Raw genomic sequence first — 25,359 nt, 5'->3', positions numbered from 1 at the left:
CCGGGCACCGATGAGTCCTCATCACCCGCCCGGTCATAGGGGTGTAGAACGCGATCGAGGGAGGCACCACATGGCGTACGCAGAGGTCAACGGGATCGACCTGTACTTCGAGGAGCACGGCGCGGGCAGCCCGCTGGTGCTGCTGCACGGCGGGCTCGGCAACGGCGAGATGTTCGGCCCGGTGCTCCAGCGACTGGCCGCGCACCACCGGGTGATCCTGCCGGACCTGCAGGGGCACGGCCGGACCGCGGACATCGACCGGCCGCTGGACATCCGGACCATGGCCGACGACGTCGCCGCCCTGATCGGCCACCTCGGCCTGGACCGGCCCGCCGTGGTCGGGTACTCGCTGGGCGGCGGCGTCGCGCTCCAGGTGGCGATCCGGCACCCGGAGAAGGTCGGCCGCCTGGTCAGCGCCTCGGCCGGCATCCGGCGGGACGCCACCGACCCGGAGATCCTCGCCCAGCAGGCGCAGATCGGCGCCGCCGCGGCCGAGTTCATGAAGGACACGCCGATGTACGAGACGTACCAGCGGGTGGCGCCGCGCCCGGAGGACTTCCCCCGCCTGCTCGACAAGATCGGCGAGGCGATGGCGCAGGACTACGACTTCACCGACGAGGTCCGCGGCCTCCAGGTGCCCGCGCTGATCGTGGCCGCGGACGCCGACCTGGCCCCGGTCAGCCACTTCGCCGAGGTGTTCGCGCTGCTGGACGGCGGTCTGCGGGACGGCGGCTGGGACGGCTCGGGCCGGCCGAAGGGCGGTCACGCGCTCGCCATCCTGCCCGGCCTGACCCACTACAACCTGTTCATGTCCCCGCTGTTCGCTCAGGTCACCCTGGACTTCCTGGCCTAGCGGTCAGTCGTCGGTGGGCACCACCGCGATCGTCGCGTCCCCGCGTCCGGCCGCCGCCAGCAGCGCGTCCCGGCCGGCCGGGCCGGGGGCGTCGATGAGCAGCACCGGCGGGCGCTCGTCCGGGTCGACGCCGGCCAGGAACGTGGACGTCACGGTGCGGCTGATCAGCGCGACCCGGCCGTCCCGCCCGCCGACCGCGGCCCGCGCCGCGCGCAGCCCCGCGTCGTCGTGGTCCTCGACCAGCTCGTCCAGGACCCCGGCCGGCGCGGTCAGGCGCACGGTCAGCGCGTCCCCGTCCTGACGGTACGCGGCCTCCAGGTCGTCCGGCAGCAGGTAGAGCGCGCCGTCGTCGCCCTGATGGCCGCGGTCGAGCAGCGCGGCGACGAGCCGCTCCCCCGCGTCGCCCCCGTTGTCCACGCCGATGAGGACGCTGAGGTGCACCGGTTCCAGCGGCGGCACGGTGGTCACCCAGATCCGGTCCGAGCCGGCGTCGTCGTTCATGCCGGCAAGTCAACCGCACGTGCGGTGAGGTGTCACTCGGGCGGCAATGGATGTCGATGCGAGTGGACGCGGGGTACCACAATCGAGCACATGATCCGCTTTCTGCTCAACGTCCTGTGGCTGATCTTCGGTAGCGGCATCCTGCTCGCGATCGGCTACGGCATCGCCGCGCTGATCTGTTTCGCGCTGATCGTGACGATCCCGTTCGGCGTGGCCTCGCTGCGGCTCGCCGTCTACTCGCTCTGGCCGTTCGGCCGCACCATCGTCCCGAAGCCGAACGCCGGCGTCGCGTCCGGCCTCGCCAACGTGCTCTGGGTGATCGTCGCCGGCTGGTGGCTGGCGCTCGCCCACATCTCCGCCGGCATCGCGCAGTGCGTGACCATCATCGGCATCCCGTTCGGCATCGCGAACTTCAAGCTGGTCCCGGCCGCGTTCTGGCCGCTCGGTCAGGAGATCGTCGACCGTCCCTGACCCGATCGGACCCGGCCGCGCGGCCGTTCCACGGGCGACGCAGTCCCGGCGCACGGTGGCCGGGACGGCGCGGGCGTGGCACCCTCGGCGGTGAACGCGGCGGTACGCAGGCCGGGGAGGGCGCGCACCGATGACCACACCGCCAGAGGACTCCGGGCCGGCCGGTACCGGACGGGATCGCGCGCGATCGCGGGTCGTGTTGCTCGACGAGAGCCTCGCCAGGGCGTGCACGACCGCGCAGGACGTCCTCGACCTGGCCGCCGCCGCACAGATCAACATGGACGACGTACGCGGCGGTGACCTGCTGCACCGCCTGCTCACCCGGGCCTACCGCACCGGCCGGGTCCGGGCGCTGCTGCTGGCCGCGCACCGGCGCTACCCGGACGACGAAGACATCATGCGGCTCTACAACTCCCTGGTCGGCGGCGGCCCGGCCGCCACGCTCACGACGGCCGGCCCCACCACGGAACCCCGGGCCACCGCGAATGCGGCACCCCCGGGCACTGCGGCGCCCACGGTTTCCGCACCGCCCGCGGGTTCCGCGCCGCCGGCGGGTTCCAGAGCAGCCGTGGATGCCGGGGCGCGTGCCGATTCAGCGGCACCCGAGGGCTCCGCGGCACCCGCGGAACCTGCGGCACGCCCAGGTTCTGCGGCGCCCGCGGATTCCGCAGCACCCGTGGATTCTGCGGCACCCCCGGCATCCGGGTCTCGATCGGCAGACCCGCTGCCGATGGGTAGCCCGCCTCCGCCCGCGCGTGTCGCGCCGCCGCCTGCCGAGGACACCCCCGCCACAGCGGATCCGGCGGCCCGAGCATCGAACATGACGGGCGCCGCGCCACTGGTGGGACGAACACCGGCGCCGGACAACGGCAGCGGCAGCGGCGCGCCAGGCTACACCTGGCCGAGGCGCCGATTGGCGGCGGTCGCGGCGGCGATCGTGCTGCTGGCCGCGGCGAGCCTCGCCTGGCGCGCCGGCCTGGCGCCGACCGGCGACCATCGGGCGGATCCCGCGACCAGCACCCCGCCGCTCAGCACTCCCGCTCCCACCCCGGCCGGCACCGGATCCGCGCCGTCCCCGGCCGGGAGCGCAGGCCCGTCATCCCAGCCCGCGACACCGACGGCCGGCAGCCGGCCGACCGCACCCGCCGCCGCCCCCGGGAAGACGGCGGCCCCGCCCACCCCCACCGCCACGCCGGGCGGCCGGGCCGTGGCACCGCCGGGCGACGAGGTGCGGACCGCGCTGCCCCCGTCCGGGCTGCGGATCGCGATCGCCGCGGACGGCGGGATCACGCAGCTCGCCGGCCAGGACGGCGCGGACGTACAGCTCAGCCGGGACGAGTTCGCCCCGCTGAGCGAGGGGGTCGCGCCGGTGCCGGGCAGCGGCCGGTGCGCGGACGTGACCGCCTGGGACATGACGCCGCTCGACGCGCAGCCGGTGCCGCACACGGAGCAGAGCGCGTGCGTACGCACCGAGGGCGGCGTCGCGGTGCGGGTCGCCTTCTCGTTCTGGCCGGCCGGGGACGACGGCGACGCGGAGTGCCGGGTGCGGACCACGGTCGGCTGAGGACCCGGTGCCCGGGTGGGCACCGGGGGCGTCGGCGGCTCAGGACAGCCAGCAGATGACGGCGTCTCCGCAGGCGGCGGCGCGGACGAAGTAGTCCCGCATGCCGGCCAGCCGGGCGGCCAGCTCGGGCAGGCGGGCGGGCGTATACAGGTGGTACAGCCCCGCGCGGCGCAGCTCGGCCGCGGTGACGCCGTGGATCAGCTCCTCCGCCGTCAGGTCGCGCAGCGCGGCGGCGGCCGTGCGGACCTGCGCGGGGGTGAGATAGCAGGGCGGGTCGGAGTCCCACTCCTTGTCCTCCGCGGACGGCGCGGCGAACGGCTCCTCGCCGTAGATGATGTCGACCGGGAAGTCGCGGCGCCGGAGCAGGAAGTCGATGCCCGGCCAGTCGCCCTCGGTGCCGGACCGGGGCCCCTCGCCGTCGGCGATGAACTTGCGCACCGCGGTGAGATCACCGCGCAGCGGCTTGAGGTCGGCGGGTGCGGCCCGCATCCACTCTCCAAAGAGTCCCATGGCCGCAGACCTTAGAACACAGGTACGACAAGATTCCGCCGTGCCTCGTCCGTACCCCCGGAGCGGTTATGCGTGCCGCAGCCAGAGCACGCCCAGCGGCGGTACGCGCAGCGCGGCCGACACCGCGAACCCGTGCCACGGCTCGTCGTCGGTGTAGATGCCGCCCAGGTTGCCGACCCCGGACCCGCCGTAGACGTGCGCGTCCGTGTTGATCAGCTCGGTCCAGCGGCCCGCGTACGGCAGCCCGATGCGGTAGTCGTCGAGCGGCCCGCCGGAGAAGTTCGCGACGCAGCACAGCGTGCTGCCGTCCGGCGCGATCCGCAGGAACGCGACCGCGTTGTTGGTCACGTCGTCGTTGATGATCCAGCGGAAGCCGTCCGGCGTGGTGTCCTGCGCCCACAGCGCGGGCTCGGCCCGATAGGTCTTGTTGAGGTCGGTGAGCAGCCGCTTGAGGCCGGCCCGGCGCGGGTCGTGCAGCAGGTACCAGTCGAGGCCGCGCTCCTCCGACCACTCCCGGTCGTCGCCCAGTTCCGCGCCCATGAACAGCAGGTTCTTGCCCGGGTGGGCGTACATGTAGGCGAGCAGCGCGCGGGCGTTGGCCATCCGCTGCCAGTCGTCGCCGGGCATCTTGCCGGCCAGCGAGCCCTTGCCGTGCACCACCTCGTCGTGGCTGATCGGCAGCACGTAGTTCTCCGACCAGGCGTAGACAAGCGAGAACGTGAGCTGGTGGTGATGGTACTGCCGGTAGATCGGGTCCTTGCCGATGTAGGTCAGCGTGTCGTGCATCCAGCCCATGTTCCACTTGAAGCCGAAGCCGAGGCCGCCGCGGTCGGTGGGCGCGGTGACGCCGGGGAACGCGGTCGACTCCTCCGCGATCATGAGCGTGCCGGGGTACTGCCGGCCGACCGTGGCGTTGACCTCCTGGAGGAAGCCGATCGCGTCCAGGTTCTGGTTGCCGCCGTACTGGTTGGGCAGCCACTCGCCCTCGTTGCGCGAGTAGTCGAGGTAGAGCATGCTGGCGACCGCGTCCACCCGCAGGCCGTCGACGTGGAACTCCTCGAACCAGTAGAGCGCGTTCGCGACCAGGAAGTTGCGCACCTCGCGGCGGCCGTAGTCGAAGACGTACGTGCCCCAGTCCGGGTGCTCGCCGCGCCGCCAGTCGCCGTGCTCGTAGAGCGGCGTGCCGTCGAACCGGGCGAGGGCCCACTCGTCGCGCGGGAAGTGCGCGGGCACCCAGTCGAGGATGACGCCGATGCCGGCCTGGTGCAGTTCGTCGATGAGCAGGCGCAGGTCGTCCGGATCGCCGAACCGCGAGGTCGGCGCGTAGTAGCCGGTGACCTGGTAGCCCCAGGAGCCGCCGAACGGGTGCTCCGCGACCGGCATGAACTCGACGTGCGTGAAGCCCATCTCGACCACGTAGCCGACCAGTTCGTCCGCCAGCTCGCGGTAGCCGAGCCCGGGGCGCCAGGAGCCGAGGTGCACCTCGTAGACGGACATCGGCTCGCGGTGCGGGCGCTTCCGTTCGCGGGCCGCGATCCACTCGCCGTCGTTCCACCGGTACGAGCTGGTGAAGACCACCGAGCCGGTACGCGGCGGGACCTCGGTGTGCCGGGCCAGCGGGTCGGCCTTGTCCCGCCACTGCCCGTCCGCGCCGAGGATGCGGTACTTGTAGCGCGCGCCCTCCGGGACGCCGGGCACGAAGATCTCCCAGACGCCGGTCCCGCCCATCGAGCGCATCGGCCAGCCGTCGTGCGCATCCCAGCCGGTGAAGTCGCCGACGATCCGGACGCCCTGCGCGCTGGGCGCCCAGACCGCGAACGCGGTGCCGGTCTCGCCGTGCTGGGCGCCGAGCACGGTCCACAGTCGCTCGTGCCGGCCCTCCGCGATCAGGTGCAGGTCGAGTTCGCCGAGCGTGGGCGGGTAGTGGTACGGGTCGTCCTGCTCCTCGCCGTCCACGTCGAGCAGGTAGCCGTCGGGCCGGCCGGGGATGGTCGCCTCGAAGACGCCGTCCGGGTGCACGCGCTCCATCGGGTGCTTGGTGCCGTCGGGCGTGATCACCGCGAGGTCGGTGGCGTGCCGGCGCAGCGCGCGGATGACCGTGCCGCCGTCCGGCGCCGGGTGCGCGCCCAGCACGGCGTGCGGGTCGTGGGCGTTTCCGGTGATCAGCCGGTCCATGGCGCTCACCCTCCGATCCGCTCGACGGTGAAGATGTGGGCGGGGTTGATGATCGGGTCCAGCCGGACCGCGTTGCCGGAGGCGCCCCAGACGTGGTTCGCGCCGTTGAGCAGGTCGTGCACCCGGACGCGGTCGCCGGGGTCCAGGCCCAGCGCCGGCATGTCCAGGTCGACCGTGGCCCACTGCACCGCGTGCGGGTCGAACGAGCACGCCACCAGGATGGTGTTCGCCGAGTCGGGATCCTTCTTGGACCAGACCAGGATGCCCGGATTGTCGCAGTGGTGGAATCGCAGGTTCCGCAGCCAGTGCAGCGCCGGGTTCTCCTTGCGGATCTCGTTCAGCCGGGTCAGGTACGCCCGGAGCGAGCGGCCCTCCAGTTCGGCCAGCTCCCAGTCGCGCGGGCGCAGCTCGAACTTCTCGTTGTCGAGGTACTCCTCCGCGCCGGGCCGCGGCTCGTGCTCGAACAGCTCGTACCCGGCGTACATGCCCCACGACGGTGACAGCATGCTGGCCAGCACCGCCCGGATCTTGAACATCGGCGGGCCGCCGTGCTGGAGCGTCTCGTGCAGGATGTCCGGCGTGTTCGGCCAGAAGTTCGGCGTCATGTAGTCCGCGGCCGCGACCAGTTGCTCGCAGTACTCGCGCATCTCCTCGGCGCTGGTCCGCCAGGTGAAGTACGTGTACGACTGGGTGAACCCGATCTTCGCGAGCCCGTGCATGATCGCCGGCCGGGTGAACGCCTCGGCCAGGAAGATCACGTCCGGGTCGGTGCGCTTGACCTCGCCGATCAGCCAGTACCAGAAGTCGAGCGGCTTGGTGTGCGGGTTGTCCACCCGGAACGCGCGGATGCCCTGGCCCATCCAGTGCCGGACGATCCGCAGCATCTCCGCCCGGATGCCCTCCGGGTCGTTGTCGAAGTTGAGCGGGTAGATGTCCTGGTACTTCTTCGGCGGGTTCTCCGCGTACGCGATCGTGCCGTCCGGGCGCCGGGTGAACCACTCCGGGTGCTCGGTGACCCACGGGTGGTCCGGCGAGCACTGCAGCGCCAGGTCCATCGCCACCTCGACGCCCAGCTCGTTGGCGGTGGTGACGAACTCGCGGAAGTCCTCGGCCGTACCCAGGTCGGGGTGGATGGCGTCGTGGCCGCCCTCGTCCGCGCCGATCGCCCACGGCGAGCCGACGTCCTCCGCGCGCGCGATCAGCGAGTTGTTCCGGCCCTTGCGCCAGGTCCGCCCGATCGGGTGGATCGGCGGGAGGTAGAGCACGTCGAAGCCCATCTCGGCGACCGCGGGCAGCCGCTTCGCCGCGGTCTGGAACGTGCCGCTGCGGTGCGGCAGCACCGCCCCCTCGGACCGCGGGAAGAACTCGTACCACGAGCTGAACAGCGCCTTGCGGCGATCGACCCACAGCCGGTACGTCTCGGAGGCGGTCGTATACCGGCGGACCGGCTTGTCCCACAGCAGGTCGTCGAGCTGCAGCGCGGGCGTGGTGCGCTCCTGAAGCGTCAGCTCCTCGTCGCGCAGCGCCTCGACCGCCGCGAAGATCCGGGCCCGCTCCGCGCGCGGCGTGGGGATCGCGGCCTCCGGGATCTCACCGGACTCCTGGATCACCGAGCCGCGGCCGTACGCGTACCCCCGGTCGGTGAGCTGGATGCCGGCCCGGCTGTCCGCGTTGAGCGGCAGGTGCCGGGCCGCCTCCGTCAGCAGGGCCGCGCCCTCGGCCAGGTCGTTGGCCAGGTCCGCGATGCCCTGGCCCGCGGCCAGCTTCTTCGTGACCGCGTTGTGCCAGGTCAGGTACGGATCGTCGAACGCCTCGACGCGGAACGTCCACTCGCCCGGCGCGTCCGGGCGGATGACGCCCTGCCACCGGTCCAGGCCGGCGCCGAGCGGCCGCAGCCTCGTGAAGGGACGCTCCGCGCCGTCGGGCCCCTGCCACACCACGGCGACCCCGAGCGCGTGGTGGCCCTCCCGGTACGCTGTCACCGTCACCGGCACCAGCTCGCCGACGACCGCTTTCGCCGGGTAGCGCCCACCGTCAACGGCGGGCGCGACGTCTTCGATGGGGAATCGTCCGGTCACACCAGCAAACCTAGTCCAGGCACGCCCGTTCCGCGCGCCGAGAAGATCAGGCTTTCCGGATCATCTCGAGCGCGCGCTCCACGACGAGCACGGTCGCGTCCGCGTCGTAGCCCGGCAGGCCCTCGTCGGTGAACAGGTGGGCGCTGCCCGGGTAGAGGAACAGCTCGCCGTGCTCGGCCTCGCCGATCAGCTCGCGGGCAGCGTCCAGGTCGCCGGAGGCCGCGAAGATCGGATCGTCCTCCCGGCCGTGCACCTGCACCGGCAGGCTCCGCGGCCAGGCGCCGAACTCACCGTTCGGCAGGCAGCCCTCCAGCAGCAGCGCGCCGCGCGCGCCGGGCCGCGTCTGGGCCAGCATCTGAGCGGGCATCGCGCCGAGCGAGATCCCGGCGTAGATGACGTCCTCGGGCAGCGCGTCCGCGGCCACCCGGCCCCGCTCGGCGATCCGCGAGAAGCCGATCTCCTGGGCGTAGGCCAGGCCCTCCTCCAGCGTGCCGAAGGTGCGGCCGTCGAGCAGGTCGGGCAGGTGCACGGTGTGGCCGGCGGCCTCGAAGCGGGCGGCGAGCGCCCGTACCCCCGGGGTGAGGCCCTGCACATGGTGGAACAGCACGATCTCGGTCATGCGCACCATCCTGCACGCTTTTCCCGACACCGCATGTCGGGATAACCTCTTTCGTGCGCGCCTCCCGGATGATGTCACTGCTGCTGCACCTGCAGGTGCGCGGGCAGGCCACCGGCGCGGAGCTCGCCCGGCTGCTGGAGGTCAGCGAGCGCACGGTCCAGCGCGACGCGGAGGCGCTGGCCGCGTCCGGCGTGCCGATCCGGTCCACGCGCGGCCCGGCCGGCGGATACCGGCTGGACGGCGGCTACCGCACCCGGCTGACCGGGCTGGGGCTGGACGAGGCGGGCGCGCTCGCGTTCCTCGGGCTGGCCGGGCCGGCCGCCCAGCTCGGCCTCGGCGAACTGCTCGAGGGCGCGCGGGTCAAGGTGTGGGCCGGGCTGACCGGCGAGGCCCGCGACCGCGCCTCCGCCACCGCGGCGCGCTTCCACCTGGACCCGGTGCGGTTCTTCGGCACGGCCGAGCCGGTGCCGTGCCTGACCGCGCTCGCCACCGCGGTGTGGTCGGACCGGCGCGCCCGGATCGTCTACACCACCCGGTCGGGCGACACCGCGACCCGCGAGGTCGACCCGCTCGGCCTGGTCCTGGCGGCTGGCGTCTGGTACCTGGTCGCGCTGCGCGACGGCGCCCGCCGGACGTACCGGGTGTCCCGGGTCCGGTCCGTGGAGACGCTGGAGACGCCGGTCCGCCGACCGGCCCGCTTCGACCTGGCGGCCAGCTGGGCCGACGCGCGCGCCGACCTGGAGCGCGAGCGGACCGCGGTCGAGGTCACGCTGCGGGTGGCCGGGCACGCGCTGTCCCGGCTGCGCGAGTGCCTGCCGGTGCACGGCCACGACCGGCTGCCCGCCGGGACCGCCGCCGCCCGGGTGGAGGTGACGGTCCCGTTCGAGAGCCTGGAGTGGGCGGTCAGCGCGCTGCTCGGCCTCGGCGCCGCGGTCGAGGTGCTCGCGCCCGCGGACCTGCGCGCCCGGATCGCGGCCGAGGTACGCGGCGCCGCCGCCCACTACCGGCTCTAGGTCACAGCACCGAGCGGTAGACCTCCATGGTGGCCTCCGCGATCGCCGGCCAGGAGAAGTGGTCCACCGCGCGCTGGCGGCCGGCCCGGCCCATCCGGTCCGCGCGCTCCGGGTCGCCCAGCAGCGCGTTGATCGCCGCGGCGAGGTCGGACTCGAAGCGGATCGGGTCGACCGGCGTGCCGCTGCCGTCGCTCACCTGCTCGATCGGCACCAGCAGGCCGGTCACGCCGTCCTCGACCACCTCGGGGATGCCGCCGGTCGCGGTGGCCACCACCGCGGTCTCGCAGGCCATCGCCTCCAGGTTCACGATGCCCATCGGCTCGTAGACGGACGGGCAGACGAACACCGTGCTGTGCGTCAGGATCTGGATGACCTCCGGCTTGGCCAGCATCTCCGGGATCCAGACCACGTTGTCCCGGCTGGTGCGCAGCTCGTCGACGAGCGCGGACACCTCCGCCGCGATCTCCGGCGTGTCCGGCGCGCCGGCCAGGAACACCAGCTGCGCGGCCGGATCGAGTTGCCGGGCCGCGCGCAGCAGGTGCGGCAGGCCCTTCTGCCGGGTGATCCGGCCGACGAACGTCAGCGTCGGCACGCCGGTCGCGATGCCGAGCCGCTCCAGCACGTCGGTGGCGGGGTCCGGCGCGTACTGCGCGGTGTCGATGCCGTTGTGCACCACCCGTACCCGCGCGGGGTCGACCGCCGGATAGGCGGCGAGCACGTCGCGCCGCATGCCGTCGGAGACCGCGATGATCGCGTCGGCCGCCTCCAGCGCCGTCCGCTCCGCCCACGAGGACAGCGCGTAGCCGCCGCCGAGCTGCTCGGCCTTCCACGGGCGCAACGGCTCCAGGCTGTGCGTGGTGACCACGTGCGGCACGCCGTGCAGCAGCTTCGCCAGGTGGCCGGCGAGGTTCGCGTACCACGTGTGGCTGTGCACGAGGTCCGTGCCGGCCACGCCGGCCGCGATCGCCAGGTCGACGCCGAGCACCTGGAGCGCCGGGTTGGCGTCCTTGAGCTCGGCCAGGTCGGCATAGGCCGACGCGTCCGGCCGGGGGGCGCCGAAGCAGTGCACGCCGACCCGGGTCAGCGCGCGCAGCGCCGCCGCAAGGTACTCCACGTGCACGCCGGCGCCGCCGTAGACGGCGGGCGGGTACTCCCGCGTGAGAAGGTCAACTCTAAACCGGTCTGTGCCCACCATCGCACCCTAATCAAAGATTGCGTGCTCGGCTGGCGGAGCGGTCCCGGCCTGGATAACGTCCTTTCATGACGCCCAAGGTCCTTGCCATCGTCCTGGCCGGAGGTGAGGGCAAGCGGCTCATGCCGCTCACCGCCGACCGGGCCAAGCCCGGCGTGCCCTTCGGGGGCATCTACCGGCTCATCGACTTCGTCCTGTCGAACCTGGCGAACGCCGGATTCCTCAAGATCGTCGTGTTGACCCAGTACAAATCGCACTCGCTGGACCGGCACATCACCCAGACCTGGCGGATGTCCAACCTGCTCGGCAACTACGTCACGCCGGTACCGGCGCAGCAGCGGCTGGGCCCCCGCTGGTTCGCCGGATCGGCCGACGCGATCTACCAGAGCCTGAACCTGATCAACGACGAGAACCCGGACTACGTCATCGTCTTCGGCGCGGACCACATCTACCGGATGGACCCGCAGCAGATGGTGCAGGACCACATCGACTCCGGCGCGGACGTGACCGTGGCCGGCATCCGCCAGCCGCTGTCGATGGCGAACCAGTTCGGCGTGATCGAGGTCGACGAGAGCGGCCGGCGCATCTCCGCGTTCCGGGAGAAGCCCACGGACGCGGTCGGCCTCCCCGACGCACCCGACGAGATCTACGCGTCGATGGGCAACTACGTCTTCACCACCAAGGCGCTCTGCGAGGCCGTGACCGCGGACGGCATGGACCTGTCCAGCAAACACGACATGGGCGGCAACATCATCCCGAACTTCGTCACGCGCGGCACCGCGAACGTCTACGATTTCCGTGACAACGAGGTGCCCGGCAGCACCGAGCGCGACCGCGCCTACTGGCGGGACGTGGGCACGCTCGACTCGTACTACGAGGCCAGCATGGATCTGATCGCGATCCACCCGGTCTTCAATCTCTACAATTCCAAGTGGCCGATCCTGACCGACCACGCGCCGTACCCGCCCGCCAAGTTCGTGCACGGCTGGGAGGAACGCATCGGCCGCGCCGTCGGCTCCATGATCTCCCCCGGCGTGGTCGTCTCCGGCTCCCTGGTGGAGAACTCGATCCTCTCCCCCGGCGTCCGCGTCCACTCCTGGGCCAACGTCACCGGCTCCGTCCTCCTCGACGGCGTCGACGTCGGCCGCCACGCCGTCATCCGCAACGCCATCATCGACAAGAACGTCCGCATCCCGGAAGGCGCCGAGATCGGCGTCGACCTGGAACGCGACCGCCAGCGCTTCACGGTCTCCGACAACGGCATCGTGGTGATCGGCAAGAACCAGCGCATCGACCCTTGAAAACCCTTCCCACGGTACGCGCCGGGCGCGTCCCCGCCTCGGGCGCTTCGCGGTCCGAGCGCGGGACGGCCCGGCGCTCGCCGTCCGTGGCCGGTGGCGTCCCGCACCCCGCCGCCGGGCTGACCACGTGGCGCCGCGATCGCCCCGGCACCCCCGTCCCGGCCGCGCCCCACCTCCGGCGCCCGACCGCACGGCGATCGCCTACCCGTGGCCGGTCCCGTCCCGCACCCCGCCGCCGGGCTGACCACGTGGCGCCGCGATCGCCCGGGCACACCCGACCCGGCCGCGCCCCACCTCCGGCGCCCGACCGCGCGGCGATCGCCTACCCGTGGCCGGTGGCGTCCCGCACCCCGCCGCCGGGCTGACCGCGTGCCCGCGATCAGCCCGGCGCCCCCGTTCCGGCCGCGCCCGCCTATCGGCGTTTCGCGATCCGGTGCTCAACCTCCCGGTGCTCGACCGCCCGCCGCTCGTCTTCCCATGCCGGTCACGCCCGCACACCACGCCGCCCGGCCGACGCCTGCCACGCGACCCGTTCCGCCGCCCTCGTCCCGGCCCGTGCCCCGCCCTTCGCGCGGTGCACCGTCCGACCCGCACTGACGTCCGCCGCGCCCTGCCTCTCTCCCCGCCGATCTAGGGCGTATTCCGGCACTTCGATCTTCGATCCCGCGAATCCGCCCTAGATCGGCGGTGGCGACGCGCCGCGCTGGGCGCCGCCGCAGCCGGCGTCGCGCCGCGCCGTGTTGCGTCGCGTGGCGCCGCGTGGCGTCGCGCCGCGTCGATCTAGGGCGCATTCCGGCGGGATGATCTCCAATCACGCGAATCCGCCCTAGATCGACGCGGCGAGCGACCCGCGCACGGCGGCCAGCGACCCGCACACGCGGCCAGCGACCCGCACACGGCGGCCAGCGACCCGCACACGCGGCCAGCGACCCGCACACGGCGGCCAGCGACCCGCACACGCGGCCAGCGACCCGCGCACGGCGGAGGCGGGGGTGAGGGTCAGGTGGGGGTGCCGGAGAGGGAGGGGCGGTGGGCGTGGGTGAGCCAGCGCAGGGCCCATTCGGCCGGGCCGTAGCGGAAGTGGCGCAGCCACAGGGTGCTGGCGGCGGCCTGGGCGGCGAAGACCGCGGCGGCCAGGAGCAGCAGCGCGGGCGGTGAGAACGTGCCGGCCAGGCCGAGGCCGATGCCGGTGAAGAGGAGCAGGCCGATCACGGACTGTCCGAGGTAGTTGGTCAGCGCCATCCGGCCGGCCGGGGCCAGCGCGGCGCGCACGGCGGTGCCGCGTGGGGTGTGCATGATCCGTAGGAGGGTTGCCACGTACGCGGCGGACAGCAGTGGGGCGGTCACGACGCTGGCGGCCACGGCGAGCGTGCCGGAGTTGCCGCCGCCGAGCGCGTAGATCAGGCCGCCGGTCAGCCCGACCGGGAAGCCGATCAGTTGGAGGCGGCGCAGCACCGGTTCGTCGCCGCGGATGTGGGCCAGCCGGTCACGGCGGCCGGCGACCATGCCGAGCAGGAACAGCGCCAGCGCGGTCGGGCCCTGCAGCGACACGGCCTGGATCAGCAGCAGCGGCAGGCCGGCGAGGTTGTGCCCGATGCGCGTGCCCCAGCCGCCGGTGGCCATCTCGCGCGTCTGCGCGGCCGCGGTGGCCTGCGCCTCCGCGGCGCCCGGCAGGAACGCGGACGCGTCCAGCGTGAGCGCGCTGGTCACCAGGCCGGCCACCACGACGGCGTAGATGATCACGGCGGTGCGGATCGCGGTCACGTCCCGCACGTGCCGCATCAGGAACAGGATCAGACAGGCGACGGCGTACGTGGTGAGGATGTCCCCGCCGTACAGGAACACCGTGTGCAGCGCGCCGAGGACGAACAGGCCCGCGATCCGGCGCAGCATCCGGGCGGGGAACGCGGGGCCGGCGGAGCGCAGCTGCATCGCGAAGCTGTAGCCGAACAGGAACGAGAACAGCACGTAGAACTTCATGTCGACGAACACGGACGACAGCGTGCGCACCGCCTCGTCCGCGAACGACGCGAAGCGCGGATCGTCGGCCAGGTTGCCCGGGTAGCCCGAGGCCATGAAGGTCACGTTCACCACGAAGATCCCGAACAGCGCGAAGCCCCGCACCGCGTCGACGTCAACCGATCGTGCCATCCGACACCCTCCCCGTTAACTGCGTTGAAGCTACACAGTACGACATACGCAGATGACTTCTCTAGACTGATGACGCGAACAGCCAATGAGGGCAGGACGGTGCAGATGGGGACGATCCCGCCGGTGGTGGCGCGCATGTGGGGCCGCGACACCGGCTCCCGCCGCGGCCCGCGCCCCAGCCTCGACGTCCCCGGCATCGTCGCCGCCGCGATCGCGATCGCGGACGTGGACGGGCTGGCCGGCGTGCGGATGAGCAGCGTCGCCGAGCGGCTCGGCGTCGCGCCGATGTCGCTCTACCGGTACGTGGGCAGCAAGGACGAGCTGCTGGTGCTGATGGCGGACGCGGCCGTGCCCGACCCGCCCGCGCCGGGCAAGGGCCAGTCCTGGCGCGACTACCTGACGGCGTGGACCCGCGCGCACCGCGACTACCTGATCGGCCGCCCGTGGCAGCTCGAGCTCACCCGCCGCACGCCACCGGCCGGGCCGCGCGCGCTGCGCTGGCTGGACCGCGCGCTGGCCGCGCTGGACGCGACCGGACTGCCCGCCGGCGCCCGCATCCCGATCGTCACCACGCTCACCGGGTACGCCGCCGCCCAGGCCGGGCTCGCGGTCAGCCTGGGCCCGCAGGAGGGGCTGGGCGGCCCGGAGGCGTACGGCGCGGTGCTGGCCGAGGTGCTCGACCCGGAGGACTACCCGGCGCTGGCCGCCGCCGCGGCCGGCGGCGCGTTCGGCGCGAACCCGGACTGGATCGACGACACCGACTTCGCGCTCGGCCTCGACCTCATCCTCCGCGGCGTCGCCTCGCTGGTGGACGAGGCCGGCCGATGACGCACGGAACCCCGTCCACCGACATCGCAGGGAGCACCGACATGGCCACCGTTCACGAGGCGCTGCTGCGCCACTTCGCGGATCTCCGCGACGGTACGCACGGCACCGCCACCGACCGGGCCGGGAAGGAGAAGGTCTTCGCCGCCACCGTGGACGTGCTCGGCCCCGCGGCGGAGCAGGTGCTGCGCGAGGTCGACGAGGAACTGCTGCTCGGCACCGGCACCGTCGCGGCCACCGGCGTGCGGGACGACGGCACCGGCCCGGCGGCCGAGTGGACGCTCAGCTGGCCGGAACAGCGGGACGCCGGCCTGCCCGCGCTGATGCTGCGCGCCCACTACGGCAGGGGCTTCCACCACCCGCACCTGCGCGGCGTCACCGTGGGCGAGTGGCCGCTCAACGTCTTCTCCGCCGAGGACGCCCGCGACCAGATCCCGACCATGCGCGCCATCGTCGCCGGGGATCTGCACAACCTCGTGTTCCAGCGCGACTTCCGCATCATCCCGGCCACGACGCGCTGACCGGCCGCCACCCGCCGATCGGCCGCGCGGGGCTGGTCTGTGCGGGGACGGTCGCCTAGGGTGGAGGCCGGATCCGCGGGTCGCCTCGCGGGCCGACGGCTCGGGCGGGAGGCGCAACCCGCCCGGGGTGCTGGAGACCGTCGGTCCGGTGCGAGGTCGCCGCGGCGGGTCCGGTTGCGGCCTTCCCCTCGCGCCGACCGGCTGACCGCCGCCCGGCCCTGCCGCCGTGCCGCGGTCCGCCACGCACAGGACCGTCACCGCGGGCACCGAGGGAGACAGACACATGGCGCGACCGATCACGTTGTTCACCGGGCAGTGGGCGGATCTGCCGTTCGAGGAGGTGTGCCGGCTCGCCTCCGAGTGGGGCTACGACGGGCTGGAGATCGCCTGCTGGGGTGACCACTTCGAGGTGGACAAGGCGCTGTCCGACGAGTCGTACGTGGACCGCAAGCGGGAACAGCTCGCCAAGCACAACCTGCAGGTCTTCGCGATCTCCAACCACCTGGTCGGGCAGGCCGTCTGCGACCACCCGATCGACGAGCGGCACCAGGACATCCTGCCGGCCCGGATCTGGGGCGACGGCGAGCCGGAGGGCGTGCGCCGGCGCGCGGCCGCGGAGATCGCGGACACCGCGCGGGCGGCGGCGAAGCTCGGCGTGAAGACCGTGGTCGGCTTCACCGGCTCGTCGATCTGGCACACGCTCGCCATGTTCCCGCCGGTCCCGGCCGCGATGATCGAGCGTGGCTACCAGGACTTCGCGGACCGGTGGAACCCGATCCTGGACGTCTTCGACGAGGTGGGCGTGCGGTTCGCGCACGAGGTGCACCCGTCCGAGATCGCCTACGACTACTGGACGACGAAGCGCGCGCTGGAGGCGATCGGCAACCGGCCCGCGTTCGGCCTCAACTGGGACCCGTCGCACTTCGTGTGGCAGGAGCTGGACCCGGTGAACTTCATCCTGGACTTCGCCGACCGGATCTACCACGTGGACTGCAAGGACGCCAAGGTCCGCACCGGCGACGGGCGGCGCGGCCGGCTCTCCTCGCACCTGCCGTGGGCCGACCTGCGGCGCGGCTGGGACTTCGTCTCCACCGGCCGCGGCGACGTGCCGTGGGAGGACTGCTTCCGTGCGCTGAACGCGATCGGATACCAGGGCCCGATCTCGATCGAGTGGGAGGACGCCGGCATGGACCGCCTGGTCGGCGCGCCCGAGGCACTGCGCTTCGTGCGGGGCCTCGCGTTCGACGCGCCGGAGTCCGCGTTCGACGCGGCCTTCTCCTCGCGCTGATCCGCTGAAGCGGAACGGGCCGGGCTCCGCGGAGCCCGGCCCGTTACCGGTCGATCAGCGGCGCGGCAGCGGCCGCAGCAGCTCGGGGATCTCCGCCGAGCCCGCCGCCCGCGCCGCCGGCTCGGGGATGGCGGGCTTGGCGGGCGTGAACAGCCACGCCTGGAACAGGTCGTCGAGCTGCTGCCCGGAGACGCGCTCCGCGTACGCGATGAACTCCGGCGTGGTGACGTTGCCGCCGGCCCGCGTCGTCGCCCAGCCGCGCAGGATCCGGAAGAACGCGGCGTCGCCGACCCGGTCGCGCAGCGCCTGCAGCGTCATCGCGCCGCGCGTGTAGACCGCGCCGTCGAACAGCCGCTCCGGCCCCGGGTCACCGATCGTGGTCCGCCAGAACTCCGACTCGGCCGGGATCGCCGCGTAGTTCGCGAAGATCTCCTTCGTCGTGCCGTTGCCCTCGCGCTCCGACCACAGCCACTCCGCGTACGACGCGAAGCCCTCGTTGAGCCAGATGTCCTGCCAGCGGGCGAGCGCGACGCTGTCGCCGTACCACTGGTGGGCCAGCTCGTGCACGATCACGTCGGCGCCGCTCTCCACGCTGCTGAAGAAGGCCGTGGAGTAGATCGGGCGCGTCTGCGTCTCCAGCGCGAAGCCGAGCCCGGGCAGGTCGTCGACGATGCCGCCGGAGGTCCGGAACGGGTACGGCCCGAACGTGTCCGACAGGAAGTCGACGATCTCCGGCTGGCGGGCGAACGAGGCGTCGATGATGTCGCCGGTGGTGGTGATGTCGTCGGCGTCACCGACGGTCCACTGTGCCGGGTTAGGCGGGGAGCCCTCCGGCGGGCCGCCGGGCGTCCAGCCGTCGAACACGTCGCCGTCGGCCTCGAAGCCGGTGCTGCCCTGCCCGGTGGAGACCACCACGTCGTCGATGAACACCCCGGGCGAGGTCACGAAGTCGTCGTTGACGTAGGTCAGGGAGACCTCGACCTGACCGCCGGCCCAGCGGCCGAGGTCGACCGACCACTCCTGCACGCCGCCGCCGCTTCCGGTCGCGGCGTGCCACTCGCCGGTGGTGCCGGTCGCGGACGCGCACGCGCCCTCCTCGCCGGGCGTCACGTAGTGCAGCAGGAACGGGTGCAGGACCGGCGCGTACGCGCAGACGAGGTGCGTCTCGGTCGAGGTGTGGCCGTTCGCGTCCGGCAGCGTGGTCCAGTCGTCCTGGCCGGGTGTGCGCGCCTCGACCAGGAAGAAGTCCCAGCCGCCCTCGATGGCGACGGTGGCGTCGAAGCCGAGCGTGGCGCCGCCGGCCGGCACGTCCAGCGTGCGGGTGAGCCGCCGGTAGCCGGGCTCGCCGCCGCCGCTGAGCGCGAAGCTCTCGCCGCTGCTCGGCGCCGCGGGCGGGGTGTAGAGGTCGGGGTCGACCGCGTCCCAGTAGCGGACGCCACCGGACCGGTACTCGTTCATGCGGAACTCGCCGACGTTGGCCGTGACCAGGTAGGACGCCATCGGCTCGCGCGCGTCCCAGGTCCACGTGGTCCAGTCGCCGCGGGTGCGGGTGCCGGTGAGCGCGCCGTTCGCCACCGCCTCGAGGCCCTTCGGCACGGTCAGCTTGATCGTGTAGGACGCCTTGTCGGTCGGGTGGTCGTTGACCGGGAACCAGGTGGCGGCCACGTCCGGCTGGCCGGCGATGACCATGCCGTCGTCGGTGTGGAAGACGCCGGCCGTGCCGAGGATCGGGTCGTTGATCGTCTGCGGCACGCCGTCGTAGCGCACCACCACGGTGAACGACCGGTTCTTCGGCAGGCCGCGGCGGGGCACGACGGTCAGCTCGGCACCGTCGCGGGTGAACCGCGCGGGCGCGCCGTCGACGGTCAGCGACCGGATGGTCAGGCCCTCGAAGTCGAGGTTGAAGGCGGAGAGGTTCTGGGTCGCCCGCGCGCTGATCGTCGCGGTGCCGGCCAGCACGTCGGTGGCCGGCGTGTAGCGCACGTCGAGGTCGTAGTGGCGGACGTCGTATCCGCCGTTGCCGTCGAGCGGGAAATACGGATCGCCGAGGCCGGGCGCGCCGGGTGTGAACCCGCCGCCGTGTGCCGCCGCGCCCTGCGCGCCGGCGAGCAGCATCGCCACGATCACGGTGCCGATCAGGGTCGTTCGTCGCAACATCCATGCCCCCCATGCATGTCGATTCGCTGATTCCCCGCCAGGGACCCTATCGCCGAATCGCCATCGAGGCATGCCCATCAATCGTCACTTCGCGCGAATCCGGGCCGTGACCAGCGCACGGCCCGGAAAACTGGTCACGCGGAGAACGCGTACGGCCCGAATCGGCCCCAGGCGACCACGGCCGCCAGGATCAGCAGCACCGCGTTGACCGCCAGCATCGGCAGCTCACGGCGACGGGCGTGCACCACCATCGCGCCCGCCATGACCAGCGCCAGCCCGGTGGCGGCGAAGGGCACCAGGATCGGTGCGACGCCGGTCACGGCCGGCAGGATCAGCCCGATCGCGCCCAGCACCTCCAGGATGCCGATCGCGGTGATCCCGCCGGGCGGGAAGTCCTCGGCCCAGCCCATGCCGGACGCGATCAGCTTCTCCCGCGACTGGACCACCTTCATCGCGCCCGACATCAGGAATGCGGCCGCGAGCAGTCCGGCGATGACCCACAGAACGATGTTCATGATTCCCCAAGCACCCGGAGATGAGTTAAGCAGTGAAGCGAACCGTAACGGGATTGACTTAAATGTGCAAGTGATTGTGGCGGCGGTTCCGTACCGTGTCCGATGTGACGGCCGTCCGGCTCGGCATCGATCTCGGCACCTCGCACACCGTGGCCATGCTCGCGGTCGAGGGCCGCCCGCCCACGCCGTTGATCTTCGACGGCTCGCCGCTGCTGCCGTCCGGCGTCTGGGCCGATCCGTCCGGGCGCCTGATCGTCGGCCGCGACGCGCTGCACGCCGCGCAGACCGATCCGGCCGGGTTCGAGCCACACCCGAAGCGGCACATCGACGAGGAGACGATGCTGCTCGGCGCCGCGCAGCCGGCCACCGAGGCGGTGATCGCGGCCGTGCTCGGGCACGTGGCCGCGGAGGCGCGCCGCGTCGCCGGGCGGCCGGTCACCGCGGTCGTGCTCACCCACCCGGCCGCCTGGGCCGCGCGGCGCCGGCAGCGCCTGGAGTCCGCGGCCCGCACCGTCTTCCCCGAGGTCACGCTGGTACCGGAGCCGATCGCGGCGGCCGGCTACGTGGTGCACCGGGCCGCGGCGCGCATCCCGCCCGGCGGCCGGGTGGTGATCTACGACTTCGGCGCGGGCACGTTCGACGTGTCGGTGGTCCAGGCCGCGCCGCACGGCCCGCGGGTGGTCGCCTCGGAGGGTCTGGACGACACCGGCGGTACGGACGTGGACGCCGCCGTAGTGGAGCTGCTGGCCCGCACGTACGCCCGCCGCGACCCGGCGGCCTGGCAGCGGCTGGCGGCCCCGGTCACCCGCGCGGACCGGCGCGCCCGCCGCACGCTGTGGGAGGGCGCCCGCACCGCCAAGGAGGTCCTCTCCCGCACCACGTCCACGGTGCTGCACGTGCCGATCGTCGACGAGGAGGCGCCGCTCGGCCGGGAGCAGCTCGACCAGGCCGCCCGGCCGATCCTGGAGCGCACGCTGGTCGCCACCCGCCGGGTGGTGGCCGGCGCGGGCGGCGGCGCGCCGGCCGGCGTGTTCCTGGTCGGCGGCGCGAGCCGCGTGCCGCTCGCCGCCTCGCTGCTGTTCCAGACCCTGGGGGTACGGCCGACGCTGCTCGACCAGCCGGAGCTGGTGGTCGCGGAGGGCGCGCTGTACGCGGCGGCCGGTGGGCCGTGGGCACCGCCCCCGCCGCCCGCGCCCGGGACCGCCGGGCCGCCGGGCGGGCGGGTCCCGGCCGCGCCGGTGTCCGGTGGCACGGCGCCGCCCGTCTCCGCCCCTTCGGCACCGGCCGCCGGCGGCGCCGGGCTCTCCCGGCAGCGGGCCGTGACCGTCACCGTCGCCGCGACCGGTGTCCTCCTCGTCGTGCTGGTCGCCTCGCTGGGCGTGCACGCCGCGGTCCGGGGCGGCTGGCCGCTCCCGGCCGACCCCTCCCCCACGCCGTCGATCAGCCCGGGCCTGGACCCGTGCGTCGTCGGCGTGTGGAAGCAGCGGAAGTACGTCATCGAGAACACCATCGACGGCGTGCCGACCGACTTCACCGGCTACGACACCGGTATCGACACCTACCGGGCGGACGGCACCTACGAGGTGGTCTACACCGGCTCCCCGTTTCGGGCCACCGTGCTCGGCGACCGGTGGGAGCACATCGTCGACGGCCGGATCACCGGCCACTACCGCACGGCGGACGGCGAGCTGACCGCGTCCGGCACGGTCGCCACCGGCACGTCGCGGCTGCTGGTCAACGGCGAGGTCGACACGTCCGGGTCGCTCACCGCCAGCGCCGACCCGTCCCGGTACGAGTGCCGCGGCGACACGCTGCTCATCCACGGCGAGTTCTACGGCGCGGAGCTGATCCGCACCGGCGAGACGCCCTGACCGGGCCACCGGGCGGCCCGGCGGCGGGCCGCGGGACGGCAGCGGCCACGGATCGAGGCCACCGAGCCGGCCCGCCACCGGACCGCGAAGCGCCCGGGGCCGGTACGCGCCCGGCGCGTACCGGCTGATGGGTTCGTCAGGAGAGACGGTGGACGGCCTGGTCGGCGAGTTCGGCGAGCGCGGCGAAGGCCTCGGGCGTGATGGGGGCGGCGGCGAGCGCGTCGCGGGCCGCGTCCGCGCGGATGCGGATCATGCGTTCCGTGCGGGCGAGCGCGCCGGTGTCCACGATGATCTCGCGGAGCACGGCGGCGGCCCGCTCGTCCAGCGCCGGGTTGCCCACCAGGCGATCGAGGGTGGCCGCCTGGTCCGGGGCGGCGTGCTCGCGGGCGAGCGCCAGCATCACGGTCTGCTTGCCCTCGCGGAGGTCGTCGAGCGCGGGCTTGCCGGTGACGGCCGGGTCGCCGAACACGCCGAGCACGTCGTCGCGGAGCTGGAACGCGTCGCCGAGCGGGTCGCCGAACGCGCGGTAGGAGGTCAGCAGCTCGTCGCCGGCGCCGGCCAGCGCGGCGCCGATCTGGAGCGGGCGGGTGACCGTGTAGCGGGCGGCCTTCATCCGGACCACGGTGAGCGCGTCCGCGACCGAGCCGGCCCCAACCCCGGCGCGCAGGTCGAGGTACTGACCGGCGATCACCTCGGTGCGCATGCGGGCGAACAGCGCGGCGCCCCGGCGGTGCGGGTCGGCGGAGGCGAACAGCTCGTCCGCCCACGCGGCGAGCAGGTCGCCGACGAGCAGCGCGGCGCCCGCGCCGTAGGCGCCGGACGAGCCGCGCCAGCCGCGCCGGTGGTGCTCGTCGGCGAGCCGCCGGTGCACGGACGGCTCGCCGCGGCGCAGGTCGCTGCCGTCCATGATGTCGTCGTGGATCAGCGCGAACGCGTGGAACAGCTCCAGCGCGGCGGCGGCGGACACGATCCCGGGGCCGTCGTCGCCGCCCGCGCCGCGCCAGCCCCAGTAGCAGAACATCGGCCGCAGCCGCTTGCCCCCGTGCAGCACGAAGCGGCGCATCGTCTCGAAGACGGCCAGGTCCGGCCAGTCCGGGCGCTGCCGGTCCAGCCAGTCCGCGAGCGCGGTCTCGCAGCGTTCCCGGAGCCCGCTCGCGTTCGCGACGACGTCGGCCGACATCCACGACCCTTCTACGTCAGGTGTTCAATCGATAGACACAGCGTCATGGGTGATACCGGCCGCGCGCAACAGCAAATCCTTCACCTCGACCGCCTCCACGCGGTCGCGGGTCAGCGCGCGGTCGGAGCAGAGCAGCACCGGGCCGTCCCGCGGGTCCTCCGGGAGCCGGCCGTGCGAGCCGCGGACCGCGCGGGCGCCGGCGTCCAGGCCGATCGGGTTCATCAGGTACCGGAAGCCGGTCTTCTTGCGGGCCAGCGCGGCGGCGGCGCGCAGCTTGGCCGCGCCCGGGGCGGCCGGGTCGAAGAACAGCTCGGCCGGGTCGTACCCGGGCTTGCGGTGGATCTCGACGAGCCGGGCGAAGTCGGGCGCGCGCGCGTCGTCCAGCCAGTAGTAGTAGGTGAACCAGGCGTCCCGGTCCGCGATCAGCACGAGGTCTCCGGCGCGCTCGTGGTCGAGGCCGTGCTCCCGCTTGCCGGCGTCGTCCAGCACCACGTCGACGCCGGGCAGCGCGGCGCACAGCGCCCGGACCCGCTCACGGTCGGCCGGGTCGCGGACGTAGACGTGCGCGATCTGGTGGTCGGCGACGGCGAACGCGGCGGAGGTCCACGGGTCCAGGTATTCCATGCCGTCCTGCGTGTAAACGTGCAGGAGTCCCTCGCGGCGCAGCAGCCGGTTGACGTCCACCGGGCGGTGCGCGTCCGTGATGCCGTACTCGGACAGCGCCACCACGGTTGTGTTCCGCGCGGCGGCCGCGTCCAGCAGCGGCGCCAGCAGGTCGTCCATCGCGCGGGCCGCGGCCGCGGCCTGGGGCGAGGACGGGCCGAAGCGCTGCAGGTCGTAGTCGAGGTGCGGCACGTAGACCAGCGTCAGGTCCGGCCGGTGGGTGGTCATGATCTGCTCGGCGGCGCGGCAGATCCAGGCCGAGGAGGCGATCCCGGCGTTCGGGCCCCAGTAGGTGAACAGCGGGAACGTGCCGAGCGCGCCGGTCAGCTCGTCGTGCAGCTCCGGCGGGTACGTGTAGCAGTCCGGCTCCTTGCGGCCGTCCGAGTAGTAGATCGGCCGCGGCGTCACGGTCCAGTCGACGTCCGCGCCCATCGCGTACCACCAGCACACGTTCGCGACCGTGTAACCGGGCGACGCCGCGCGCGCGGCGTCCCACAGCTTCTCGCCCTGGACCAGCCGGTTGTGCTGCCGCCACAGGAAGACCTCGCCGAGGTCGCGGAAGTACCAGCCGTTGCCGACGATGCCGTGCTCGGACGGCAGCCGGCCGGTCAGGAACGTCGACTGCGCGGAGCAGGTGACGGCCGGCAGCACGGTGCCGAGCTCGGCCTGGAAGCCGAGCGCGGACAGTCGCGGCATGTGCGCCAGCAGGCGGGGCGTCAGGCCCACCACGTCCAGCACCAGCAGCGGGGTGGTCATCGGTTCGCCTCCACGGTGTGTGCCAGTCCGAGCGTCGTGAGCAGGTCCCGCGCGTACGCCAGCTCGGCCGCGATGCCGCCCGCCAGCTCGTCCGGTGTGGACGGCCGCCGCTCCGGCGGCAGCACGCCCCAGGTGTACGTCTCCACGTCCAGGTGGTCGCAGCGGGCGGTGTCGCCGCCGGCCAGCACGGTCAGCGCGTCGGCCAGCACGCCGGTGGTGGCGCGCAGCGGCGGGATCGGGTCCGCGTGCAGCGGCACGTGGTAGTGCACGCGCCACGGGCCGTCGTCCACCGTGGACAGCGCCTCGTCGAGGTCGTCGGTGGCGCGGCCGGCCCGGGACCGGGTCTGGTGCAGGAAGCGCGGCTCGACGTAGCCGCGCAGCACCGCCTCGTCCGCGCGCGGATCGGCGCTCTCCAGCGCGGCCGACACCTGCACCTTCACGATCGGCACGCCCGCCGCGTCCAGCCGGGCGACCGCCTCGCGCGGCTCCTCCCAGGCGCACGCCAGGTGTGCGAGGTCGAGGCAGACGCCGAGCCGCTCGGTGTCCACCTCCCGCAGGTGCGTGACGGCCTGCGCGGTCGACTCGACCACGCAGCCGGGCTCGGGCTCGAACGCCACCCGCACGGTACGGCCGGAGCGGCGTTCCAGCGCGGCCAGGCCGCCGGCGAGCGCGTCCAGGTTGTCGCGGCAGCGCCGGCGCGTGTCCTCGTCCCACGGCGTGCGCCAGGCCAGCGGCAGCGTCGAGACGGAGCCGCGGCGGGCGTCGTCCGGCAGCAGCTGGGCCAGCACCTCGGCCAGGTCCATCGTGTACCGCAGCCGGTCCGGCCGGGACCAGTCCGGATGATAGACCGCGTGCTTGACCACCGGGGCCTGGAACGCCTGGTAGGGGAAGCCGTTGAGGGTCACCACCTCGAGGCCGCGCGCGGCCAGCTCGGACCGCAGCCGGTGCACGGCCGCCCGGTCCGCGGCCAGGCCCGCCGCCACCGGAGCGGCGAGCCACAGGCCCAGGCCCAGCACCGGCACGCCGAGGCGCTCCCGGATCGGCACGGCGTAGCTGTCGAACTGCGCGACGATGCCGGGCAGGTCCTCGGCCGGGTGGACGTTCGTGCAGTATCCGAGGTGCACGGTGGTGCCGTCGGCGTGCCGCAGCCGCATG

20 protein-coding genes and 2 pseudogenes are annotated in these 25,359 nt (G+C 73.5%); 9 read left to right on the top strand and 13 right to left on the bottom strand.

What is annotated here, in order from left to right:
- Positions 1-70 precede the first annotated feature (70 nt).
- Positions 71-853 carry an alpha/beta fold hydrolase gene (locus J2S41_RS13120; protein WP_310367291.1) on the top strand — a complete coding sequence of 261 codons (783 nt, stop codon included), beginning with the start codon at positions 71-73 and terminating at the stop codon, positions 851-853.
- 3 nt (positions 854-856) lie between these two features.
- Here the strand turns inward: J2S41_RS13120 and J2S41_RS13115 are convergent, their stop codons facing one another.
- Positions 857-1,354 carry a hypothetical protein gene (locus J2S41_RS13115; protein ID WP_310367288.1) on the bottom strand — a complete coding sequence of 166 codons (498 nt, stop codon included), beginning with the start codon at positions 1,352-1,354 and terminating at the stop codon, positions 857-859.
- Between the two features lie 90 nt (positions 1,355-1,444).
- Here J2S41_RS13115 and J2S41_RS13110 point away from each other — a divergent pair, with 90 nt between their 5' ends.
- Together J2S41_RS13110 and J2S41_RS13105 are read left to right on the top strand one after the other, a co-directional pair.
- Positions 1,445-1,825, top strand: coding sequence for a YccF domain-containing protein (locus J2S41_RS13110; protein ID WP_310367284.1), 381 nt, complete (start codon positions 1,445-1,447; stop codon positions 1,823-1,825).
- 820 nt (positions 1,826-2,645) lie between these two features.
- Entirely contained in the window at positions 2,646-3,389 is a 744-nt protein-coding gene (locus J2S41_RS13105) for a hypothetical protein (RefSeq protein WP_310367281.1), read from the top strand.
- A gap of 39 nt (positions 3,390-3,428) precedes the next feature.
- Here the strand turns inward: J2S41_RS13105 and J2S41_RS13100 are convergent, their stop codons facing one another.
- From J2S41_RS13100 to J2S41_RS13085, 4 genes are all read right to left on the bottom strand, one after another.
- Positions 3,429-3,899 carry a DUF1877 family protein gene (locus tag J2S41_RS13100; protein WP_310367278.1) on the bottom strand — a complete coding sequence of 157 codons (471 nt, stop codon included), beginning with the start codon at positions 3,897-3,899 and terminating at the stop codon, positions 3,429-3,431.
- Between the two features lie 66 nt (positions 3,900-3,965).
- A complete protein-coding gene (gene glgB, locus J2S41_RS13095; protein ID WP_310367276.1) occupies positions 3,966-6,074 on the bottom strand; it encodes a 1,4-alpha-glucan branching protein GlgB in 2,109 nt (702 codons plus the stop codon).
- 5 nt (positions 6,075-6,079) lie between these two features.
- Positions 6,080-8,152: an alpha-1,4-glucan--maltose-1-phosphate maltosyltransferase gene (locus tag J2S41_RS13090; RefSeq protein ID WP_310367273.1), complete on the bottom strand. Its 2,073-nt coding sequence runs from the start codon at positions 8,150-8,152 to the stop codon at positions 6,080-6,082.
- 46 nt (positions 8,153-8,198) lie between these two features.
- On the bottom strand, positions 8,199-8,771 hold the full coding sequence (locus J2S41_RS13085) for a dienelactone hydrolase family protein (RefSeq protein WP_310367268.1): 573 nt from the start codon (positions 8,769-8,771) through the stop codon (positions 8,199-8,201).
- Between the two features lie 53 nt (positions 8,772-8,824).
- Between J2S41_RS13085 and J2S41_RS13080 the strand changes: the two genes are divergently transcribed.
- Positions 8,825-9,784 carry a helix-turn-helix transcriptional regulator gene (locus J2S41_RS13080; RefSeq protein WP_310367266.1) on the top strand — a complete coding sequence of 320 codons (960 nt, stop codon included), beginning with the start codon at positions 8,825-8,827 and terminating at the stop codon, positions 9,782-9,784.
- A gap of 1 nt (position 9,785) precedes the next feature.
- Here J2S41_RS13080 and glgA read toward each other — a convergent pair whose 3' ends face one another.
- Complete coding sequence (gene glgA / locus J2S41_RS13075; RefSeq protein ID WP_310367264.1) at positions 9,786-10,976, bottom strand: glycogen synthase; 1,191 nt, start codon at positions 10,974-10,976, stop codon at positions 9,786-9,788.
- 68 nt (positions 10,977-11,044) lie between these two features.
- Here glgA and glgC point away from each other — a divergent pair, with 68 nt between their 5' ends.
- Positions 11,045-12,277, top strand: a complete 1,233-nt coding sequence (gene glgC, locus J2S41_RS13070; RefSeq protein WP_310367262.1) for a glucose-1-phosphate adenylyltransferase — start codon at positions 11,045-11,047, stop codon at positions 12,275-12,277.
- 999 nt (positions 12,278-13,276) lie between these two features.
- Here the strand turns inward: glgC and J2S41_RS13065 are convergent.
- Positions 13,277-14,428, bottom strand: coding sequence for a DUF418 domain-containing protein (locus J2S41_RS13065; protein ID WP_310367260.1), 1,152 nt, complete (start codon positions 14,426-14,428; stop codon positions 13,277-13,279).
- Positions 14,429-14,497: 69 nt separating this feature from the next.
- On the opposite strand from J2S41_RS13065, the gene J2S41_RS13060 reads away from it, so the two are divergent.
- The 3 genes from J2S41_RS13060 to J2S41_RS13050 all read left to right on the top strand — a co-directional run bounded on the left by J2S41_RS13060 (position 14,498) and on the right by J2S41_RS13050 (position 17,062).
- Positions 14,498-15,256: a TetR/AcrR family transcriptional regulator gene (locus J2S41_RS13060; RefSeq protein WP_310367259.1), complete on the top strand. Its 759-nt coding sequence runs from the start codon at positions 14,498-14,500 to the stop codon at positions 15,254-15,256.
- Positions 15,257-15,297: 41 nt separating this feature from the next.
- Entirely contained in the window at positions 15,298-15,774 is a 477-nt protein-coding gene (locus J2S41_RS13055) for a hypothetical protein (RefSeq protein ID WP_310367258.1), read from the top strand.
- 283 nt (positions 15,775-16,057) lie between these two features.
- Entirely contained in the window at positions 16,058-17,062 is a 1,005-nt protein-coding gene (locus J2S41_RS13050; RefSeq protein ID WP_310367257.1) for a sugar phosphate isomerase/epimerase family protein, read from the top strand.
- Between the two features lie 54 nt (positions 17,063-17,116).
- Here the strand turns inward: J2S41_RS13050 and J2S41_RS39835 are convergent.
- From J2S41_RS39835 to J2S41_RS13040, 3 genes and pseudogenes are all read right to left on the bottom strand, one after another.
- A pseudogene (locus tag J2S41_RS39835) lies at positions 17,117-17,812 on the bottom strand (M1 family aminopeptidase); the annotation flags it as partial.
- A gap of 747 nt (positions 17,813-18,559) precedes the next feature.
- Positions 18,560-19,177 (bottom strand): annotated as a pseudogene (locus J2S41_RS39830) (gluzincin family metallopeptidase); the annotation flags it as partial.
- 176 nt (positions 19,178-19,353) lie between these two features.
- Positions 19,354-19,734: a DoxX family protein gene (locus J2S41_RS13040; RefSeq protein WP_310367252.1), complete on the bottom strand. Its 381-nt coding sequence runs from the start codon at positions 19,732-19,734 to the stop codon at positions 19,354-19,356.
- A gap of 95 nt (positions 19,735-19,829) precedes the next feature.
- Between J2S41_RS13040 and J2S41_RS13035 the strand changes: the two genes are divergently transcribed.
- Positions 19,830-21,605: an Hsp70 family protein gene (locus J2S41_RS13035; protein ID WP_310367249.1), complete on the top strand. Its 1,776-nt coding sequence runs from the start codon at positions 19,830-19,832 to the stop codon at positions 21,603-21,605.
- Positions 21,606-21,741: 136 nt separating this feature from the next.
- On the opposite strand, the gene J2S41_RS13030 is transcribed toward J2S41_RS13035, so the two are convergent.
- Genes J2S41_RS13030 through eboE form a run of 3 tightly spaced genes read right to left on the bottom strand, consistent with a single transcriptional unit; the run spans position 21,742 to position 25,358 of the window.
- The gene (locus J2S41_RS13030) at positions 21,742-22,785 is read right to left on the bottom strand and encodes a polyprenyl synthetase family protein (protein WP_310367247.1); all 1,044 of its coding nucleotides are present in this window, start codon (positions 22,783-22,785) and stop codon (positions 21,742-21,744) included.
- Positions 22,786-22,809: 24 nt separating this feature from the next.
- Positions 22,810-24,204 carry an alkaline phosphatase family protein gene (locus tag J2S41_RS13025; protein ID WP_310367244.1) on the bottom strand — a complete coding sequence of 465 codons (1,395 nt, stop codon included), beginning with the start codon at positions 24,202-24,204 and terminating at the stop codon, positions 22,810-22,812.
- Entirely contained in the window at positions 24,201-25,358 is a 1,158-nt protein-coding gene (gene eboE, locus J2S41_RS13020) for a metabolite traffic protein EboE (protein WP_310367241.1), read from the bottom strand. Before eboE ends, J2S41_RS13025 begins: the two co-directional genes overlap by 4 nt.
- Position 25,359: the final 1 nt, after the last annotated feature.

The sequence above is a fragment of the Catenuloplanes atrovinosus genome, from assembly GCF_031458235.1.
GTDB lineage: Bacteria > Actinomycetota > Actinomycetes > Mycobacteriales > Micromonosporaceae > Catenuloplanes > Catenuloplanes atrovinosus.
Note: the sequence above shows the minus strand (reverse complement) of the source record. Positions and strands in the feature narration are given on the sequence as shown.